Raw genomic sequence first — 19074 nt, 5'->3', positions numbered from 1 at the left:
TCCAGGCGTCTACCAACCAGGATCCTCAAGCTAATGTGTCTACATGACACAACACGGTATTGATGATGAAGAGGATGGCTTCCCTGAGTGGGAGGACCGCATCAAGGCCAACGTGGCCGGCGAAGTCCGGCGGAGAAGGAAGGAGATGGGGTGGAGCGCTCAGGAACTGGCCGACCAGTGCGAGCGGCTCGGGCACCCCATCCCGCGCAACGTGATCGCCAACATGGAGTCCGGTCGCCGGGCCAGCCTCCCGCTGGTGGACGTCATGGTCCTGGCAGCCGCCCTGAAGACGTACCCGGGCTCCCTGATCTTCCCGGTCGGCTACGTCGACCAGACCCAGGAACTGCCCTTCCAGGACCTCGTACCCACCTGGGACGCCCTGCGGCGCTTCACCGGCGAACAGGACGTGCCCGGCCATGACGCGGGCCTAGCGCCCGACTTCGAGGCCCACGCCGACCTCGTCAGCACCGCCCTGACCGCAATCGAAGAGGAAGAACGGGCGCGGTTCACGGCCGAAGCAGCAACCAGCCCCGCACAGCAGGAAGAAGCCGAAGGCAGGCGGGCCAAGCACGCCGACCACGGCACCTCCGCCAAGTACCAGCTCCGTTATCTCCGCCGGGACCTCCGCGACAACGGAGCCACCCCACCCGACCTGCCGCCCGCACTGGCCGACGTCGACCCGCCCGAGGACGCCACCCACACCACATCGGAGGAACGCCTTTGAAGGGCTCCACGCACCGCCGTTGCTACTGCCGCGACCCCAAGACCGGCAAGCCGCTCGGCAAGAACTGCCCCAAGCTCATCAGCCGCAAGCACGGCTCCTACTCGATACGCCAGGAACTCCCGCCCCGCGAAGACGGCACCCGCCGCTCCTTCAGCCGCGCCGGCTACGAGACCCTCAAGGCCGCACAGGCCGACCTCGACCACATACGCGCACTCCTCGCTCTCGTCGACCAGGACGACCCGGACAGCACTGAGCGGCTGACCGCCATGTTGGAGGAGGCCGCCGACGAGAAGGCGCCGCTTCCCGAGCCGGAGGAGACCCGCCGACGGCTGAGGGCAGGGCTGCCTCTTCGTGGCACCGTCACCGTCAGGGAGTGGCTCGACTCGTGGTTCGCCTCCAAGAAACGGCGCAAGACGACGCTCAACGGCTACGCGTCGCACATCCGCGTCCACCTCAAGCCGCGCATCGGGCACATCCGCCTCGACCGTCTCCACGTCGGCCACTTGGTGGAGATGTTCGATGCCATGGTGCTCCAGAACGAGGTGATCGAGGCCGAGAACCAGGCCCGCAGTGAGCAGATCGCGCGCTGCAAGCCGAGCAAGCCGGGGCGGCCCGCCGCCGCCGAGCGAGCACGGTTGGCCGAGGAGAATCAGAAGCTGGCCGAGATGAAGCCGTTCCGGAAGCTGAACGGCCCTGCTACCCGGCAGGCCATCCGCCGGACCCTGCGCGCTGCCCTGAACGCCGCCATCGCCCAGCAACTCATCACGTTCAACCCGGCGGCCCACGTCGAACTCGAATCCGGTAAGCGGCCGAAGCCTCTGCTGTGGACGGAGGAGCGCGTCCGCCGGTGGCGCGAGACAGGCAAGCTGCCGAGCCCCGTCATGGTGTGGACACCGGCGCAGTTCGGTGTCTTCCTCGACGCCGCCGAGGGCGACCGCCTCTACCCGTTCTTCCACCTCGTCGGCACCCGCGGCCTGCGGCGCGGTGAGGGCGTCGGTCAGGAATGGACGGACATCGATCTGGAGGCGGGGCTGATCACTCCCGCCAAGGAGATCGTGGTGGACGGCTGGGCCCCGTACGAGTCCGAACCCAAGACCGACGGCAGCGCCGGCACGATCGCGCTCGACAGCTTGAATCTGGCCGTCCTGCGGGCCCACAAGGCCCGGCAGGACGCGGAGCGCCTGCCATGGGGCTCGGCGTGGCAGGACTCGGGCAAGGTCTTCACTCAGGAGGACGGCTCGCCCCTGCACCCGGAAACCGTCTCCGAGACGTTCCGTCGCATTCTGGCGACCACGGACCTCCCGCCCATCACGCTGCGCGATCTGCGTCACGTCGCGGCCACCCTGACCCACGGAGGCGGCGGGGACATCCACACGGTGAAGGAGGTCCTGCGCCACTCGACCATCGCGCTGACATCGGACACGTACACGAGCCTGCTGCCCGAACTCGATCGTGAGATAGCCGAGAAGGCGGCGCAGCTCGTCCCGAGGACCCGCCGGGCAACGCCCATTGGCGAGGACTCAGGCGCTCCCGCTCACGCATCGCTCACGCACGAGCCGAAAACGAAACAGCGCCCCGACCGGCCTGAGCCGATGAGGGCGCTGCCTCGCAGGTCAGAGGAGGTCTCCTCGACCGATGACGGTGGGCCATCAGGGGCTCGAACCCTGAACCAATGGATTAAAAGTCCACTGCTCTGCCAATTGAGCTAATGGCCCGCACCGAGCAGCATAGCCCGAGGAGGTGCCACAGCCCGAAGCCATTAGCCGTGCGGCCCTCCCGGCAGGTGGCCCGGGGCCGTTTTCCGGGGTGCCCGTCTCCCCCAACGCACAGGGCCCGTACGGCACTTGCGTGCGTACGGGCCCTGCGTCATGCGCGGTGGCTGCGCCGGTCAGGCGTCAGCGATCAGCCGTTGCGCTTCCAGCGCGGCTTGTCCTCGCGACGGCCGACGGAGCCGGTCGTGGCGCCACGGTGGTCGTCGCGACGGCCGTAGGGGCGGTCGCCGCCGGTGCGGTGACCACCGGAGGCGGGACGGCCGCCGGAACGGTCGTCACGGTTGAAGGGACGGTCGCCGCCGCCGGAGCGGTAGCCGCCGGTGGCGGGACGGCCACCGGAGCGGTCGTCACGGTTGAACGGGCGGCTGGGACGGTCGCCGCGGTCGCGGTTGAAGCCGCCGCGGTCGTCACGGCGCTCGAAGGAACGCCCACCGGAACGGTCGTCACGACGGTCACGGTTGAACCCACCGCGCTCGCCACCGCGCTCGCCACCACGGTCATCGCGGCGGTCGAAGGAACGCCCACCGGAACGGTCGTCGCGACGGTCACGGTTGAACCCACCGCGCTCGCCACCACGGTCGTCACGGCGGTCGAAGGAACGCCCGCCCGAGCGGTCGTCGCGACGGTCACGGTTGAAGCCGCCACGGTCGCCACCGCGGTCACGGTTGAAGCCACCGCGGTCGTCACGGCGGTCACCGCGGTCGAAGGAACGGCCGCCGGAGCGGTCGTCGCGGCGGTCGCGGCGGTCGAAGTTGCCCCGGTCGTCGCGGCGCTCGTCCGGAGCGGTGCTCTGGGCCGGCACGGCGGCCTCGGCGGCGGCCTCGGCCTCGGCGGTCTGCGCGGCGGCGGCCAGCGCCTCCGCGGGGTCCTCGCCACGCTCGCGGGCGGCGCGGGCGGTCAGCCGGTCGGCCTCCTCGCGCAGCTCGGTGGCGCGGCGCTGCAGACGCTCCAGCTCGCGGGTGACCTCGGCCACCTCGCGCTCGGCCTGCTTGGCGGAGTTGTTTGCACCGTCGGCCTGGACCTCGGTGAGCGAGCGCGCGCCGGTGATGCGGGCGACGTCCTCGTCGAAGGCGCCGGAGCCGCCGACGATGTGGCGCGAGGCGTCCACGCCCGCGTCCTCCATCAGCCGGAAGATCTGGCGGCGCTGGTGCGGCAGCGACAGCGAGACGACCGTGCCGGACTGGCCGGCGCGGGCGGTACGGCCCGAGCGGTGCAGGTAGTCCTTGTGGTCACCGGCCGGGTCGACGTTCAGGACCAGGTCGATGCCGTCGACGTGGATACCGCGGGCGGCGACGTCGGTGGCGACCAGCGCGTTGACGTAGCCGTCCTTGAAGTCCGCGAGCACCCGGGTCCGCGCGCCCTGCGTCATGCCGCCGTGCAGCGCGTCGGCCTTCACGCCGGACTCGACGAGCTGCTCGGCGATGCGGTCGGCGCCCAGCTGGGTGCGGACGAAGATGATGGTGCGGCCCTTGCGGGCGGCAATGGCGGCGGTGACCGGCGCCTTGTCCTTCGGCTTCACGACCAGGACGTGGTGGGTCATGGTGGTGACGTTGCCCTGGGCGGAGTCGACCTCGTGGGTGACCGGGTTGCTCAGGTAGCGCTTGACCAGCGTGCCGATCTCGTTCTCCATCGTGGCGGAGAAGAGCATGCGCTGGCCGCCGCCGGGGATCTGGTCGAGCAGCTCGGTGACCTCGGGCAGGAAGCCCAGGTCGGACATCTGGTCGGCCTCGTCGAGGACCGCGACCTGGACGTTCTCCAGGGAGCAGGCGCCACGGTTGATGATGTCGCGCAGCCGGCCCGGGGTGGCGACGAGGACGTCGACACCGCGCTCCAGGGCGTAGATCTGGTTGCCCATGGAGGTACCGCCGCAGACGACCTTCATCTTCAGGCCGAGCACGTCGCCGTACGGCTGAAGCGCGTCCGCGACCTGCATCGCGAGCTCACGGGTCGGGGTGAGGATGATCGCGCGGGGCTTCTTCTTCTCGGTGCTGCCGCCGGCCAGCGTGGCCAGGGCGGGCAGACCGAAGGAGAGGGTCTTGCCGGAGCCGGTGCGGCCACGGCCGAGGATGTCCTTGCCGGCCAGCGCGTCCGGAATGGTCGCGGCCTGGATCGGGAAGGGGGTGGTGACGCCGTTCTGCGCGAGCTTGCGGACGATGCCCTCGGGCAGTCCGAGGTCGGCGAAGGTGACGGTGTCGGTGGCGGCTTCCGCCGCGGGGGTCTCGGGCGCCTCGTCGGCCGCCGTCACCTCGAGGACCGTCTGCTCGTCGGATGCGGGCATGACGGACTGCTCAGTGGAAATTGACATGCGAAATGCGAAACCTTCCGGAGTCTCGGCACGCGCCCAAACTCCGTGTGTTTCACACGACCGCCTCTATGCGGTCAGCCACGGCAAGGGAGAGAACGCGCCACGCGGCGCGCTTCTGTTCTGGCGCCGGGCAAATGGGATCAAACGATCTACCACCATACGCACTCCGCCCCCCGGATGGCAAATGCCCTGCTGACCTCGCCGTTCCGCCCGGCGCCCGGCACGCTCACCCGCCCCGCCGGGACCGCTCATGCCCGCCCTGGGCCTCGTCCTCGTACACGCTAGGCCGCGTCCTCGTACACGTCCGACTCCGACGCCACCGGCGAGACGGGGGACGGCCCGGACGCCTGGGCGCTCGGCGGCGGCGCGGGGGTGGTCGGCGGCGGGGACGGCTGCGCGGGCGGGGTGGCGGGGGTGGTCTGGGCCGGCGGAGTGGCCGGGCGGTCGGGGCGGGAGGGCGAGGGCCGGGCGTGCCCGGGGCGGCCGCCGTGGCCCGCGCCCGCGCCGGGCTCGGGGCCCGAAGGCCGCACCGGAAGGGACGGCGCACCGGGGTCGGACGGTGTCGGCACCGCGCTTTGTGACTCCGCGGCTTCCTTGTCGTCGCCGCCGGCCGGGTGCGCGGCGCCGCCGCGCCCCATCCGCCGCGGACCGCCGCCGCGGCCGTCCACGGACACCCCGCCGGAGCCGGGCGCCCCCTCCTTCGCGCCGTGCCGGGACGTACTGCCGGACGGTTTCGGCTGTTCGGGATCGCTCACGTTCATGCAGCCGGCCAGCGAGAGGGCCAGCACGGAGACGGACACGGCCGCGGCGGCACGCGAGCGGACGCGGCCCGCCGGGGGACGGGTGGCGGGGACGGGGGCAGGGACGCTGGACGACGACGGGGACGGTGTCGGCATCGGGGGCGAATGGCGGTAAGGGCGCGGGCGCACGGCGGGACCTCCGGATCCGGAGCGCAGGGACAGCGGCACGGACGCCCTGCCCAACTCCCGCCGCCCGCCCGAGGACACGCGCGACACCCGGCGGATCGCCCCCGGAGTGCCGCCGGGGCACCCCGAGAGGCCCGGCGGCCCGCCGGACCGCCGGAGGGAGCCGTCGCGGCGCCCGGCCCATGCCGCACCGGGCCGGCCCGGCCCACCGGCCCGGCCCGGCCGCCGCCGCCGCCGTACTAGCCGTACCCGAGCGCGTGCAGCCGCTCGTCGTCGATCCCGAAGTGGTGCGCGATCTCATGAACGACCGTCACCTCGGTCTCCGCGACCACGTCCTCGCGGGTGTCGCACATCCGCAGGGTCGGCCCCCGGTAGACGGTGATCCGGTCCGGCAGCACCCCCGCGTACCACTCCCCGCGGTCGGTCAGCGGCGTCCCCTCGTACAGCCCGAGCAGCCCGGGGTCGCCGGCCGGCGGTTCGTCCTCGACGAAGACCGCCACGTTGTCCATCAGCCGGGTCAGCTCCGGCGGGATCCGGTCCAGGGCCTCGGCGACCAGTTCCTCGAACTCCTCGCGCGTCATTTCCAGCACACCACCATTCTCCGCCACCCGGCCCCCCGGCGATCCTCGTGGACCGCCCGCCGCACCGCAGCCCAACCGGAAGCCCCCGCTCCTCGCTTAACGGCGGCACGGTGGGGCATACGGGACCAATGGCCCGCGCCGCGCGCTCCCGGACACCGCACCCCGACCGCTCGCCCCGCCCCCCGCACCGGCTGCTGCTCGCCGGACCCGACGGCGTACGCGCACTGCCCGCAGCCGTCCGCCGCGTCTACCGCTCCCGTCGTAAGCCCCCCACCGCCACCCTGCCCGGCGGTGCTCCGCGCCGCCCCCTGCACAACGCCCTCGGCCTGCTGGCGGTCACCGTCCTCGGGGCCTGGCTGGGGCTGCTGCTGATCGGCAGCCTCCGCGTCCCGGTCGGCCCGATGGACACCACCATGGCGCTGCGCCCCTCGCTGACCGGCGGCACCCGGATCACCGTCGCGCCCCTCGGCGACCTGGAACTGAGCAGCCACCACGCACCCGTCCGGCTCGATGTCGATGTCGACCGGCTCGACCCGGTCCGCTCCCAGGCGCTGGTCGACCACCCCGAGCGGTTCGCCGGCCTGCAGGACGAGGTCACCCGCGACGTCACCCGCGGCGCCCTGCGGCTGGCCCTGCACTCCTGCGTCGCCGTGGCGTCCGGCGCCACCGCGCTGAGCCTGGCCGTGCACCGCCGCCCGCGCCGCGCACTGGCCGCCGGCGGGCTGGCGCTCACCCTGCTCGCCGCCTGTGCGGGCACCGCGTACGCCACCTGGAACCCCCGGTCCGTACTGGAACCGAAGTTCTCCGGACTGCTCTCCTCGGCCCCGTCCGTGGTGGGCAACGCCCGCAGCATCGTCAGCGAATTCCACGTCTACCAGAAGGAGTTGGCGCGCCTGGTCACCAACGTCACCAAGCTCTACGACGCCACCTCGACGCTCCCGGCCTACCAGCCGGACCCCACCACCCTGCGCGTCCTGCACGTCTCGGACATCCACCTCAACCCCGCGAGCTGGGGGATCATCGCCTCCCTGGTGAAGCAGTACCGGATCAACGTGATCATCGACACCGGCGACACCATGGACCACGGCTCGGCCGCCGAGAACCACTTCCTGGACCCGGCCTCCTCCCTCGGCGCCCCGTACGTCTGGGTGCGCGGCAACCACGACTCGCGCACCACGCAGCGGTATCTGACCCACCGCAAGCACGTCACCGTCCTCGACAACGGCGCCGTCACCCGGATCGCCGGCGTACGGATGGCGGGCGTCGGCGATCCGCAGTTCACCCCGGACCGCTCCGTGGTGGCGGCCGGCGACCCCGCCGAGCGCACCGCCGGCGGCCGGCTCGCCGACGCGCTGCGCACCCAGCGGCTGGCCGGCACCCCCGTCGACATCGCGCTGGCCCACAACCCCGCCGCCGCGACCGAGGCGGACGGCCTGGCGCCGCTCGCGCTGGCCGGCCATCTTCACCACCGGGAGATCACCACGCTCCCCCAGGGCACCCGGTTGATGGTCGAGGGCTCCACGGGCGGCGGCGGACTGCGCGCGGTGCAGAACAAGAAGCCCGCGCCGGTCCAGGCCTCGGTGCTCTATCTGGACCGGAAGACCAAACGGCTGCAGGCCTGGGACGAGATCACCCTGGGCGGCCTGGGACTGGCCCGGGCCGAGGTCAGCCGGCACCTCCCCCGCGAGAACCGGCCCGGCGCCACGCCGTCGCCCTCCGCTCCGCTTCACTCCACCGGCCCGCCCTCCGGCCCCCCGGCGGGCCCCCTTTCGCGCCCGGCCAGGAGCTCTTCGGACCGCACCGGGTAAACCGTTTTGGCGAACGGTCCTCCCATCCCATATGCTTCTCACGTCCCCGACGGCGCCGGTAACGACGCCAAGGTGGCCACCAGCCCTCATCGTCTAGTGGCCCAGGACGCCGCCCTTTCAAGGCGGTAGCACGGGTTCGAATCCCGTTGGGGGCACGCATCACCGTGTGGGAGACTGGTGCACGCCGGTTTCGCACAATGCAAGGTCCTGTGGAGCAGTTTGGAGTGCTCGCCACCCTGTCAAGGTGGAGGCCGCGGGTTCAAATCCCGTCAGGACCGCTGCGGCTGGGTAGCTCAGTTGGTACGAGCGATCGCCTGAAAAGCGATAGGTCGCCGGTTCGACCCCGGCCCCAGCCACACCTTTTGGGAGAAGGCCCCGATTCATCGAATCGGGGCCTTCTCCATTTCTGCCCGGTTTTCTGCCCGGTCTTCATCGCGGCCCGGTCCGGCCGCGCTCGCCCGACGGCTCCCAGAAGATCAGCCGGGCGCCACCGCTGATCACCGCGGTCGCCCCCAGGCCCAGCGCCATCCGCAGCAGCCGCACCTCACCCTCCCAGGCGTGCGGCGCGCCGAAGACGAGCCAGGCGGCGAAGGCGATACCGGCGGCCATCACGGCCCCGCCGGCGAGGCGTCGTAATCCGTTCTCCATGGCGTCATCCTCACGCACCCGCGCCGGCGCCGGAAACCCGTTTTCGCGGCGGGCCCCGCGCCGGCCCCGGGCCCCGTGAGCCGCCCGCACGGGCAAATGGTTCGCCAGTCGTTTGCGCGAGGTGAGATCCTGGAGGACGTATGTCCAGTCAGCCTGCCTCCGCCCTGCCCGACGGCACCGCTCCCACCCTGTCCGATCTGCACAAGCGTCTGCCCGAGCTGACGCTGCGCGATCAGCAGCGGCTGGGACGCCGACTCGACGGCGCACGCCGGATCCGTAAGCCCGAAGCCCGGGCGGCCGTGCTCGCCGAGATCGCCGACGGTGTCGACGAGGCGGAGCTGCGGGTGGCCCGGCGCCGCGCCGCGGTGCCCGGGATCACGTATCCCGAAGAGCTTCCGGTCAGCCAGAAGAAGGACGAGATCCTCGCCGCGATCCGCGACCACCAGGTCGTGATCGTCGCCGGTGAGACCGGCTCCGGCAAGACGACGCAGATCCCCAAGATCTGCCTGGAGCTCGGCCGGGGCGTGCGGGGCCTGATCGGGCACACCCAGCCGCGCCGGATCGCGGCCCGTACGGTCGCCGAGCGGGTGGCCGAGGAGCTGAAGACCCCGCTGGGCGAGGCGGTCGGCTGGAAGGTCCGCTTCACCGATCAGGTCGGCGGCGACACCCTGGTCAAGCTGATGACGGACGGCATCCTGCTCGCCGAGATCCAGACGGACCGCGAGCTGCGCCAGTACGACACGATCATCATCGACGAGGCCCACGAGCGCAGCCTCAACATCGACTTCATCCTCGGCTATCTGGCCCAGCTGCTGCCCCGGCGCCCGGACCTCAAGGTCGTGATCACCTCCGCGACCATCGACCCGGAGCGGTTCGCGCGGCACTTCGGTGCCTTCGCCGCCGTGGACGCGGCCGACGGCCGGGGCGCCTCGGATCGTTCGGGCGCGTCCGGTGACGAGCAAGCGAAGCCGAGCGCCCCCGTCGTCGAGGTCTCCGGCCGTACGTATCCGGTGGAGGTGCGCTACCGCCCGCTGCTGGAGGAGAGCGGCCAGGCTGCGAGCAACCTGGAGGGCGACCGCGATCAGATCACCGCGATCTGCGACGCCGTGGACGAGCTGCAGGCCGAGGGGCCCGGCGACATCCTGGTCTTCCTCTCCGGCGAGCGGGAGATCCGTGACACCGCGGACGCGCTCAACAAGAAGGCCCTGCCGTTCACCGAGATCCTCCCCCTGTACGCGCGGCTCTCGCACGCCGAGCAGCACCGCGTCTTCCAGCGGCACACGGGCCGACGCATCGTGCTGGCCACGAATGTCGCCGAGACCTCGCTGACCGTCCCCGGCATCCGGTACGTCATCGACCCCGGCATGGCCCGGATCTCCCGTTACAGCTTCCGCACCAAGGTCCAGCGACTGCCCATCGAGCCGGTCTCGCAGGCCAGCGCCAATCAGCGCAAGGGCCGCTGCGGCCGGACGAGTGACGGCATCTGTATCCGCCTCTACTCCGAGGACGACTTCCTCTCCCGTCCCGAGTTCACGGACGCGGAGATCCTCCGTACCAATCTCGCCTCCGTCATCCTGCAGATGACCGCGGCCGGCCTCGGTGACATCGAGAAGTTCCCCTTCATCGACCCGCCGGACCGCCGCAACATCAAGGACGGCATCGATCTGCTGAGCGAGCTCGGGGCGCTCGAGGCCAAGCAGAAGTCCGACCGGTCGGGACAGCAGGGGCAGCGGCTGACCCCGATGGGCCGCAAGCTCTCCCAGCTGCCGGTCGACCCGCGGCTGGCGCGGATGGTGCTGGAGGCGGACCGCAACGGCTGTGTCCGGGAGGTCATGGTCATCGCGGCGGCGCTGTCCATCCAGGACCCGCGCGAGCGGCCCGCCGACAAGCAGCAGCAGGCCGACCAGCAGCACGCCCGCTTCAAGGACGAGAGCTCCGACTTCCTCGCGTTCCTCCACCTCTGGCGCCATATCCGCGAACAGCAGAAGGAGCTGTCCTCCTCGGCCTTCCGCCGGATGTGCCGCAGCGAGTTCCTGAACTACCTGCGGATACGCGAGTGGCAGGACATCTACTCCCAGCTGCGCTCGGTCGCCAAGACCATGGGCATCCACCTCAGCGAGGAGGACGCGGCGCCGGACCACATCCACACCTCCCTGCTCGCCGGTTTGCTTTCGCACATCGGCCTCAAGGACACCGACGCGAAGAACGAGTATCTGGGCGCCCGCAGCGCCAAGTTCGCGGTGTTCCCCGGCTCCGCGCTCTTCAAGAAGGCCCCGCGCTGGGTGATGTCGGCGGAGCTGGTCGAGACGTCCCGTCTGTGGGCGCGGGTGAACGCCAAGATCGAGCCGGAATGGATCGAACCGCTCGCCCAGCACCTGGTCAAGCGCACCTACAGCGAGCCGCACTGGGAACAGAAGATGGCCGCGGTGATGGCCTACGAGCGGGTGACGCTCTACGGCGTCCCGATCGTCGCCCAGCGCAAAATCGCCTACGGCCGGATCGATCCGGAGACCTCACGCGATCTGTTCATCCGCAACGCCCTGGTCGAGGGCGACTGGCGCACCCACCACCAGTTCTTCCATGACAACCGCAAACTCCTCGGCGAGGTCGAGGAGTTGGAGCACCGCGCCCGGCGCCGCGACATCCTCGTCGACGACGAGACGCTCTTCGACTTCTACGACCAGCGCCTGCCGGCCGATGTGGTCTCCGGGGCGCACTTCGACGCCTGGTGGAAGCAGAAGCACCGCGACGAGCCGGAGCTGCTGAACTTCGAGCACTCGATGCTCATCAACGAATCCGCCGAGGCCGTCACCAAGGACGACTATCCGGATTCCTGGCGGCAGGGAAAGCTGAAGTTCAAGGTCACCTACCAGTTCGAGCCGGGCGCGGACGCGGACGGCGTGACCGTCCACATCCCCCTCCAGGTGCTCAACCAGGTCTCGGCCGAAGGCTTCGACTGGCAGATCCCGGGCCTGCGCGAGCAACTGGTGACGGAGCTGATCCGGTCGCTGCCCAAGCCGATCCGGCGCAACTACGTCCCCGCGCCGAACTTCGCGGCCCGCTTCCTGGACTCCACCGTCCCCCTGCAGGGCGCCCTGACGACCTCTCTGGCGGCCGGTCTGCAGCGCATGGTGGGCGTCCCCGTCGAGGCCGCGGACTTCGCCCCGGGCCGGATCCCCGATCACCTCAAGATCACCTTCCGGGTGATCGACGAGCGGCGCCGCAAACTCGCCGAGGCCAAGGACCTGGAGGCGCTGCGGCTGAAACTCAAGCCGAAGACCAGGGCGGCCCTCTCCAAGGCCTTCGAGCAGGGCGCCGAGCGGCCCGCCGGCGGCCGCACGGGCGACGCGGGCGACGGGCCGGCGCCGGCCGGCCCCGAGCAGCGCACCGGTCTGACGTCCTGGACCATCGGCACACTGCCCCGCACCTTCGAGACCCGGCGCGCGGGCCAGCCGCTGAAGGCGTACCCGGCGCTGGTCGACGAGGGCAGCAGCGTCGCCGTCCGCCTCTTCGACACCGAGGCCGAGCAGCTCACCGCGATGTGGGCGGGCACCCGCCGCCTCATCCTGCTCAACATCCCCACCAATCCCGCCAAGTTCGCCCAGGACAAGCTGAGCAATCAGCAGAAGCTGGCGCTGTCCCGTAATCCGCACGGTTCCATCCCGGCGCTCTTCGAGGACTGTGTGACGGCCGCCGCCGACCGCCTGATCGCGGCCCGGGGCGGCCCGGCCTGGGACGAGGAGTCCTTCCGGAAGCTCTTCGACGCGGTCCGTGCCGACCTGGTGGACGTCACCCTCAAGACCATCCAGCAGGTGCAGGAGGTGCTGGCCGCCTGGCAGGCCTGCGAGCGCCGGCTGAAGGAGACGACGTTCGCCTCCCTGCTGCCGTCGCTGACGGACATCAAGGAGCAGCTGGCGGCGCTGATCAGGCCGGGCTTCGTGACGGCGCACGGCGCCAAGCGGCTGCCGGACCTGATGCGCTATCTGGTGGCCGCCGACCGCCGTCTGCAGCAGCTGCCCACCAACGCCGAGCGGGACCGCACCCGCATGGCGAAGGTGAAGGAGATGCAGGACGAATACGCCTGGCTGCTGGAGCAGTTCCCGCAGGGCCGCCCGGTGCCGGCGGCGGCCCGGGAGATCCGCTGGATGATCGAGGAGCTCCGGGTGAGCTACTTCGCCCATGCCCTGGGGACCGCGTACCCGGTCTCCGACAAGCGCATCGTGAAGGCCGTGGACGCCGCCGCGCCGTAGGAACCAGGGCTACCGGTATCGAGTTCGACCGCACCCCCTGACCTGCTGTACAGTCTTGCTTCGCAGCCCGCCGCAAGCGGAAAGCACACGCAAGGTCCTGTGGAGCAGTTTGGAGTGCTCGCCACCCTGTCAAGGTGGAGGCCGCGGGTTCAAATCCCGTCAGGACCGCATTTCTACGGCCCGCACCTCTCCGGTGCGGGCCGTACTGCTGTGCCCTGTCCGGCACCGCCGGGGCCCGCCCCACCGCGGAGCCACCCCCGGACGCCCCCCACATTCCGTCAGGAACACCCGCTGCGGCCCGCATCGCCGCCCGGCACGGGTCGCCCCGCCATCCCGTACGGGTCGCGTCGCCGCCCGCACGGCCCGCATCGCCGCCCCCGCCCCCCGCACCCTTCGGACCCGGCCCCGTACCGACGTCCACCTCCCCCGGGACACCCGCCGTAGCCCTGCTCCCCTCCCCCGCCCCCACCGGGTGCGGTCCGTAGCCGGATTGCGGCCCGCTGTATTGACGGCGGCACGTACCCCCGGTACCCACGAAGGAAGGGCGCGGGGCGGGGAGGGATGCGTGATGACCACTGCGGTGCGGCACAAGACCAGGGCGCTGCTGCGGGCCCACCTGGCAGCCGCCACGGGCTACCGCCATCTGACGCGGCACTGCCCCATCTGCCACCAGCTGCTACGGCTCGCCCTGGAGCCGCACGCGGCCCGCTCCGGGGCTCCGGCACCCCGGGCCGCCCCCGAACCCCCTCCGGCCCGCTGCGAGCCGCCGGCCGCCGAGGACGAAAGTCCTGCGACCCGGTGACCAATTGCCGCATGCATCACCGGCCGTGCGCTGACAGGCTGGACCCTGTGGTGGGTGCGGTGGGTGCGGTGGGTGCGGCGGGTGCGGCGGGTGCCGTTCTCTATCGCAGCGGACGTATCGTCTTCAAGCGCCGCGTAGTGTGACGGGTGTCACCGAACAAGTTTGGCGAGATGCGGAACTTACCGCTGCCCTACAACCGGTCAATTTAATATGTGCAATTGCACCACCCATGAACGGCTCCGGAACGAGGGCGCCACGTCCGCGCACAAAGACCCTCACAGGACCCGTGAAGGCACCCTGACCGGCATCCGGGAGAGCGTCGGCGCCGGGCCGACCCGAGCGCCGCGGCGGGCCCTGAAGCAGGCGCACGCAAAAAAATCGCGCTGGACCCGGCGGAGTCCAGCGCGATCGATGACGTACCCAGATGGAGCGGGTGTGGAGCCCGTTGGGGCAGGCACCGCGTCATATGGAGCTATGTGAAGCATGGTGGTGCAAAGCAGGCATTTTCGGGTTGGGGGCCCCGAAAACGGCCTGGTTATGCGGTTATTCAGGCCTCGCTGCGCTGCTGCGGAATGCCCGCGAGCAGTGCGCGGACCTCAGCCTCGCGGTAACGCCGATGTCCTCCGAGCGTGCGGATGGACGTGAGCTTGCCTGCCTTGGCCCAGCGGGTCACCGTCTTCGGGTCCACGCGGAACATCGTGGCAACCTCAGCGGGGGTAAGCAGCGGCTCGGCGTCAGGGGTGCGAGCGGTCATGAGCGGCCTCCTCGGGAGAACCGAACCATCACGGTTCTTTCCTCTAAATTCTGCACCTTGACCCACGTTGCCCGAAATGGCGGACGCGGGCCGAGTCGGTTATAGGACGAACGGCTTGTCCTCGGCACTACAACTACACCATCTGTCCAGCCACGTCGGCCAAACCGATGGAATTGCCCTCTCAGGTGTTCAACCTCGGCGGATGCCGATGGACCGTGCCATAGCGGACAGTCACACGGCCGTGACGATCAGTCACAGCATGCTCAGCCGCCACGAGACCCCTCAAGGAACGCAATACCGATCTATCCGCCCTTAGTTGGACGGAAGGAGCCCGGGTCGGGCTCCTTGTCCTATTTTGACACGAGGGTATGGCTTGGGAGCAAGACCCGAAGTCAGTGCTTTAGGTCACGCTTGAGGCAATCGCCCGGATCAGGACCTACGTCCTTTACCGCCCCAGCAGGGAAAGCGTACGCAGCGCTTCCGCGCCACGGGCCGCGGGACGCCCGCCGGCGCTCAGCTGGAGAACTGGCGCTCGCGGACCGCCCGCCACCGCTGGGAAAGCTTCTCGTACGCGACACCCGCCCGCTCGCCGTCCCCGTCGCGCAGCGCCGCCAGCCCCTCCGCCACCTCGGCGGCGGAACGGTCCTCGGCGAGCTGCCCCTCGGGCACCGCGTGCACCAGCCCTCCGTAGTCCAGCTCCACGAGCGAACGCGGGTGGAATTCCTCGAGCCAGCGCCCCACATCTACCAGGCCGTCGATCAGCGGCCCCTCTTCCAGCGCGTCCCGCAGCGTGCGCAGCCCCCGGGCGACCCGGCGCCTGGCCTGCACCATCGGCGTCCGGTAACGCAGCACGGGCGCCTGGTCACTCTTCGTGTACTCCCGCTCACCGTCGTCGAAGAGCACGAACCAGCGGACCGGGACGTGCCAGGTCGCCCCGCGGATCCAGGGCCGGGCGTCCGGGTTGCCCTCGCGCCACCGCTCGTAGTCGGTGGCCGCCTGCAGACGCACCACCGGGGGCAGCGCCGCGTCCAGCACCGACGCCGGCAGCAGCTCGGACAGTTCCTCCAGCGCCTGCCAGCCGCGCAGCCGGGTGCGCCACGGACACACGCAGGTCACCTCGTCCACGACGGCGACGAAGGCGTCCGCGCTCTCGTGGACCGGCACCGGCACCGGGGGCGTGGGCAGCAGATCGGCCAGCGCCCGGCGCTGCTCGTCCTGGGCGGTGGGGGTGTCCTCCCGTTTGGCATAGCGCGCCCAGTGGGAGCGTTCCGGCTCGGGGAATGCAGCCAGCGGCTCGTAGACCCGTAGATATGCCATGTACGGGACCTTCACCGACGACGCCAGGGCCACGCCCGCTCCTTCAAAGGGGGAGTCCGCCGCCAGGAGATCCCGAAGGCCCCCGCCGGCCTGCGATACGACCAGATCGTCCCATGCCCGTCCCTCGGGAGAGGGTGATCCTGGGCACCTGCCGGATCAACCGGCCCGGCAGGTCTTACGCTCTTGTCAACCGGCCCTCCCCACCCGCAGGAGGGCGTCCCTCGCGACCTATGGGAGTCACCACCGTGACTGACGTACGTCCGGCCCCCGCCGGCACCGACGGCGGCGTTCTGCACACCCTGTTCCGATCGGAGCAGGGGGGCCATGAGCAGGTCGTTCTCTGCCAGGACCGCGCCAGCGGCCTCAAGGCCGTGATCGCCATCCACAGCACCGCCCTGGGCCCCGCCCTCGGCGGCACCCGCTTCCATGCCTACGCCTCCGAGGAGGAGGCCGTGCTGGACGCCCTGAACCTCTCGCGCGGCATGTCCTACAAGAACGCCCTCGCCGGGCTGGACCACGGCGGCGGCAAGGCCGTCATCATCGGTGACCCCGATCTGGTCAAGACCGAGGAACTCCTGCTCGCCTACGGCCGGTTCGTGGCCTCCCTCGGGGGCCGCTACGTCACGGCCTGCGACGTCGGCACCTACGTCGCCGACATGGACGTCGTGGCCCGGACGAACAAGTGGACCACCGGCCGCTCCCCCGCCAACGGCGGCGCCGGCGACTCCTCCGTGCTGACCGCCTACGGCGTCTTCCAGGGCATGCGCGCCTCGGCCCAGCACGCCTGGGGCGACCCGACGCTGCGCGGCCGCAAGGTGGGCATCGCGGGCGTCGGCAAGGTCGGCCACCTCCTGGTGGAGCACCTCCTCCAGGATGGCGCCGAGGTCGTGATCACGGACGTGCGCAGCGACTGCGTCGACCGGGTGCGTACCGTGCATCCGCAGGTCACCGTCGTCGCGGACACCGAGGAGCTGATCCGCACCGAGGGGCTGGACGTCTATGCGCCGTGCGCGCTGGGCGGTGCGCTGAGCGATGAGTCGCTGCCGGTGCTGACCGCGAAGGTGGTCTGCGGCGCGGCCAACAACCAGCTCGCGCACCCCGGCGTCGAGAAGGACCTGTCCGACCGCGGCATCCTCTACGCCCCCGATTACGTGGTGAACGCCGGCGGCGTCATCCAGGTGGCCGACGAGCTGCACGGCTTCGACTTCGACCGCTGCAAGACCAAGGCGGCGAAGATTTTCGACACCACGCTCGCGATATTCGCGCGTGCGAAGGCCGACGGCATCCCGCCCGCCGCGGCCGCGGACCGGCTGGCCGAGCAGCGTATGGCGGAGGCGCGGCGCGCCTGACCCGGCGGACGACCCCGGCCGGAGGAACGGCCGGGAACGGCCTGAAACACAGCCTTGTGCGGCCCGTCGCGGGCGGTCGGGGGAGACATCCCTCACCACCCGTCGGCGGGTCGCCGTGCAGGACAGGTTAAAATCGCAGTTGACCAGCGGGGACGGGGCACCTCGCAGGTCATGCCGAGCGGCGGGTGATGCGGGCGACGTACCGTATGGCCGCGGAAGCAGGTACCGTTAAAGCCCTACGGGCCGGTCTCTCTGTCGAGAGCCCGCTCTGATCCATGAACGCGTGTCAAGACTCTGGGGCCATCGAGCCCCGTCATTGAGGGGGTCGACCCATGGGGCGCGGCCGGGCCAAGGCCAAGCAGACAAAGGTCGCCCGCCAGCTGAAGTACAGCAGCGGTGGGACGGATCTCTCACGACTGGCCGACGAGCTGGGTGCAGCACCGTCGAACCAGCAGCCTCCGAACGCAGAGCCGTTCGAGGAGGACGAGGACGACGACCCGTACGCACGGTACGCAGAGCTGTACAACGACGACGATGAGGACGACGGCGACTCGTCCCAGCAGCGTCGTCGCGCTTGACGTTCTGCGCTCGCGGCACCCGCAAGAGCATCGCGGACCCGGTCTGGGCATTGCCCGGACCGGGTTCTGTGCTGCCCGGATGACGAGGAGCGCGGCGGCCACTGCGCACCGTATGACGACGGGTCCGGGCGCCGCACCGGTGACTGCCGGTGCGGGCGCCGGCCCGGTCGGGCTGCTCAGCTCGCGTAGTCACCGGTCAGGGTCACTGCCTCTGCGTGGTCACCGCGGTCGACGATCTCACCGCTGACCCAGGCGTCCACACCGCGGTCGGCGAGTGTGGTCAGAGCGGCCTGCACCGACTCCTGCGGGACGACGGCGATCATGCCGACGCCCATGTTCAGGGTCTTCTCCAGCTCCCCGCGCTCGACCGCGCCGGCCGAACCGACCAGGTCGAAGACCGGGCCCGGCGTCCAGGTGCCGCGGTCGACCGTGGCGTGCAGACCGTCCGGGATCACCCGGGCGAGGTTGTTGGCCAGGCCGCCGCCGGTGATGTGCGAGAAGGCGTGCACGTCGGTGGTGCGGGTCAGCGCCAGGCAGTCCAGCGAGTAGATCTTGGTGGGCTCCAGGAGCTCCTCGCCGAGCGTGCGGCCGAACTCCGGGATCTCCCGGTCGAGGGCCATGCCCGCGCGGTCGAACAGGACATGGCGGACCAGCGAGTACCCGTTCGAGTGAAGCCCGGAGGATGCCATGGCGATCACCGCGTCGCCCGTACGGATACGGTCCGCGCCCAGGACGCGGTCCGCCTCGACGACGCCCGTGCCGGCGCCGGCGACGTCGAACTCGTCCGCGCCCAGCAGCCCCGGGTGCTCCGCGGTCTCGCCGCCGACCAGCGCGCAGCCGGCCAGCACACAGCCCTCGGCGATGCCCTTGACGATGGCGGCGACCCGCTCGGGGTAGACCTTGCCGACGCAGATGTAGTCGGTCATGAACAGCGGTTCGGCGCCGCAGACGACCAGGTCGTCGACGACCATGCCGACGAGGTCGTGGCCGATGCTGTCGTAGACGCCCATCTTGCGGGCGATGTCGACCTTGGTGCCGACGCCGTCGGTCGCCGAGGCGAGCAGCGGACGCTCGTAACGCTTGAGGGCGGAGGCGTCGAAGAGGCCGGCGAAGCCGCCCAGGCCGCCGACGACCTCGGGGCGGGTGGCCTTCTTCACCCACTCCTTCATGAGGTCCACGGCGCGGTCGCCGGCTTCGATGTCGACGCCCGCGGCTGCGTAGCTGGCACCGGAGGATTCAGCGGACATGGCTGAGAACTTT

Annotated in this window: 13 protein-coding genes, 5 tRNA genes and 1 pseudogene; 11 read left to right on the top strand and 8 right to left on the bottom strand. The window is 70.9% G+C overall.

Translation table 11 applies throughout. The annotated features are described in order from the left end of the window. The first annotated feature begins 58 nt into the window (after positions 1 to 58). Together OIU81_RS19595 and OIU81_RS19590 are read left to right on the top strand one after the other, a co-directional pair. Complete coding sequence (locus OIU81_RS19595; protein WP_329155229.1) at positions 59 to 724, top strand: helix-turn-helix domain-containing protein; 666 nt, start codon at positions 59 to 61, stop codon at positions 722 to 724. Next, a pseudogene (locus OIU81_RS19590) lies at positions 721 to 2226 on the top strand (site-specific integrase); the annotation flags it as partial. The gene OIU81_RS19595 and the pseudogene OIU81_RS19590, both read left to right, overlap by 4 nt. A 140-nt stretch (positions 2227 to 2366) precedes the next feature. Here the strand turns inward: OIU81_RS19590 and OIU81_RS19585 are convergent. The 4 genes from OIU81_RS19585 to OIU81_RS19570 form a co-directional block, all read right to left on the bottom strand. Next, positions 2367 to 2439, bottom strand: a tRNA-Lys gene (locus OIU81_RS19585). A gap of 187 nt (positions 2440 to 2626) precedes the next feature. After that, complete coding sequence (locus tag OIU81_RS19580; RefSeq protein ID WP_329149648.1) at positions 2627 to 4801, bottom strand: DEAD/DEAH box helicase; 2175 nt, start codon at positions 4799 to 4801, stop codon at positions 2627 to 2629. 281 nt (positions 4802 to 5082) lie between these two features. Next, positions 5083 to 5697 (bottom strand): hypothetical protein, encoded by a 615-nt coding sequence (locus OIU81_RS19575; protein ID WP_329149647.1) that lies wholly within the window; start codon positions 5695 to 5697, stop codon positions 5083 to 5085. A gap of 269 nt (positions 5698 to 5966) precedes the next feature. After that, entirely contained in the window at positions 5967 to 6317 is a 351-nt protein-coding gene (locus OIU81_RS19570) for a metallopeptidase family protein (protein WP_329149645.1), read from the bottom strand. A gap of 119 nt (positions 6318 to 6436) precedes the next feature. Here OIU81_RS19570 and OIU81_RS19565 point away from each other — a divergent pair, with 119 nt between their 5' ends. The 4 genes from OIU81_RS19565 (at position 6437) to OIU81_RS19550 (ending at position 8472) form a co-directional block, all read left to right on the top strand. Further along, a complete protein-coding gene (locus OIU81_RS19565; protein WP_329149643.1) occupies positions 6437 to 8116 on the top strand; it encodes a metallophosphoesterase family protein in 1680 nt (559 codons plus the stop codon). Positions 8117 to 8198: 82 nt separating this feature from the next. Continuing rightward, positions 8199 to 8271 (top strand) — tRNA-Glu (locus tag OIU81_RS19560). 48 nt (positions 8272 to 8319) lie between these two features. Then, a tRNA-Asp gene (locus OIU81_RS19555) sits at positions 8320 to 8394 on the top strand. 4 nt (positions 8395 to 8398) lie between these two features. Next, positions 8399 to 8472, top strand: a tRNA-Phe gene (locus OIU81_RS19550). 73 nt (positions 8473 to 8545) lie between these two features. Here OIU81_RS19550 and OIU81_RS19545 read toward each other — a convergent pair. Next, positions 8546 to 8764: a hypothetical protein gene (locus tag OIU81_RS19545; protein ID WP_329149641.1), complete on the bottom strand. Its 219-nt coding sequence runs from the start codon at positions 8762 to 8764 to the stop codon at positions 8546 to 8548. A 140-nt stretch (positions 8765 to 8904) separates the two neighbouring features. Here OIU81_RS19545 and hrpA point away from each other — a divergent pair, with 140 nt between their 5' ends. The 3 genes from hrpA (at position 8905) to OIU81_RS19530 (ending at position 13816) form a co-directional block, all read left to right on the top strand. Then, positions 8905 to 13014, top strand: coding sequence for an ATP-dependent RNA helicase HrpA (gene hrpA, locus OIU81_RS19540; protein ID WP_329149639.1), 4110 nt, complete (start codon positions 8905 to 8907; stop codon positions 13012 to 13014). Between the two features lie 93 nt (positions 13015 to 13107). Continuing rightward, positions 13108 to 13182 (top strand) — tRNA-Asp (locus OIU81_RS19535). A 400-nt stretch (positions 13183 to 13582) separates the two neighbouring features. Next, positions 13583 to 13816, top strand: a complete 234-nt coding sequence (locus OIU81_RS19530) for a DUF6274 family protein (RefSeq protein ID WP_329149637.1) — start codon at positions 13583 to 13585, stop codon at positions 13814 to 13816. Positions 13817 to 14363: 547 nt separating this feature from the next. Here the strand turns inward: OIU81_RS19530 and bldC are convergent. Beyond that, positions 14364 to 14570, bottom strand: a complete 207-nt coding sequence (gene bldC / locus OIU81_RS19525; protein ID WP_003949541.1) for a developmental transcriptional regulator BldC — start codon at positions 14568 to 14570, stop codon at positions 14364 to 14366. Between the two features lie 513 nt (positions 14571 to 15083). Next, a complete protein-coding gene (locus OIU81_RS19520) occupies positions 15084 to 15920 on the bottom strand; it encodes a hypothetical protein (protein ID WP_329149635.1) in 837 nt (278 codons plus the stop codon). A 197-nt stretch (positions 15921 to 16117) separates the two neighbouring features. On the opposite strand from OIU81_RS19520, the gene OIU81_RS19515 reads away from it, so the two are divergent. Both OIU81_RS19515 and OIU81_RS19510 read left to right on the top strand, forming a co-directional pair. Beyond that, positions 16118 to 17236, top strand: coding sequence for a Leu/Phe/Val dehydrogenase (locus tag OIU81_RS19515; protein WP_329149633.1), 1119 nt, complete (start codon positions 16118 to 16120; stop codon positions 17234 to 17236). A 332-nt stretch (positions 17237 to 17568) separates the two neighbouring features. Further along, positions 17569 to 17814, top strand: coding sequence for a DUF3073 domain-containing protein (locus OIU81_RS19510; RefSeq protein ID WP_329149631.1), 246 nt, complete (start codon positions 17569 to 17571; stop codon positions 17812 to 17814). Positions 17815 to 17990: 176 nt separating this feature from the next. Here OIU81_RS19510 and purM read toward each other — a convergent pair whose 3' ends face one another. Further along, a complete protein-coding gene (gene purM, locus OIU81_RS19505) occupies positions 17991 to 19061 on the bottom strand; it encodes a phosphoribosylformylglycinamidine cyclo-ligase (protein ID WP_329149629.1) in 1071 nt (356 codons plus the stop codon). Positions 19062 to 19074: the final 13 nt, after the last annotated feature.

The sequence above is a fragment of the Streptomyces sp. NBC_01454 genome (assembly GCF_036227565.1).
Classification (GTDB): domain Bacteria; phylum Actinomycetota; class Actinomycetes; order Streptomycetales; family Streptomycetaceae; genus Streptomyces.
The sequence above is the reverse complement of the archived record's forward strand: the minus strand, read 5'-3'. Positions and strand labels throughout refer to the sequence as shown.

Coding starts and splice junctions, on each gene's coding strand:
- hrpA (WP_329149639.1), top strand. CDS start 8,905: ATGTCCAGTCAGCCTGCCTCCGCCCTGCCCGACGGCACCGCTCCCACC.
- OIU81_RS19515 (WP_329149633.1), top strand. CDS start 16,118: ATGGGAGTCACCACCGTGACTGACGTACGTCCGGCCCCCGCCGGCACC.
- OIU81_RS19565 (WP_329149643.1), top strand. CDS start 6,437: ATGGCCCGCGCCGCGCGCTCCCGGACACCGCACCCCGACCGCTCGCCC.
- purM (WP_329149629.1), bottom strand. CDS start 19,061: ATGTCCGCTGAATCCTCCGGTGCCAGCTACGCAGCCGCGGGCGTCGAC.
- OIU81_RS19510 (WP_329149631.1), top strand. CDS start 17,569: ATGGGGCGCGGCCGGGCCAAGGCCAAGCAGACAAAGGTCGCCCGCCAG.
- OIU81_RS19575 (WP_329149647.1), bottom strand. CDS start 5,697: ATGCCGACACCGTCCCCGTCGTCGTCCAGCGTCCCTGCCCCCGTCCCC.
- OIU81_RS19580 (WP_329149648.1), bottom strand. CDS start 4,801: ATGTCAATTTCCACTGAGCAGTCCGTCATGCCCGCATCCGACGAGCAG.
- bldC (WP_003949541.1), bottom strand. CDS start 14,570: ATGACCGCTCGCACCCCTGACGCCGAGCCGCTGCTTACCCCCGCTGAG.
- OIU81_RS19545 (WP_329149641.1), bottom strand. CDS start 8,764: ATGGAGAACGGATTACGACGCCTCGCCGGCGGGGCCGTGATGGCCGCC.
- OIU81_RS19530 (WP_329149637.1), top strand. CDS start 13,583: ATGACCACTGCGGTGCGGCACAAGACCAGGGCGCTGCTGCGGGCCCAC.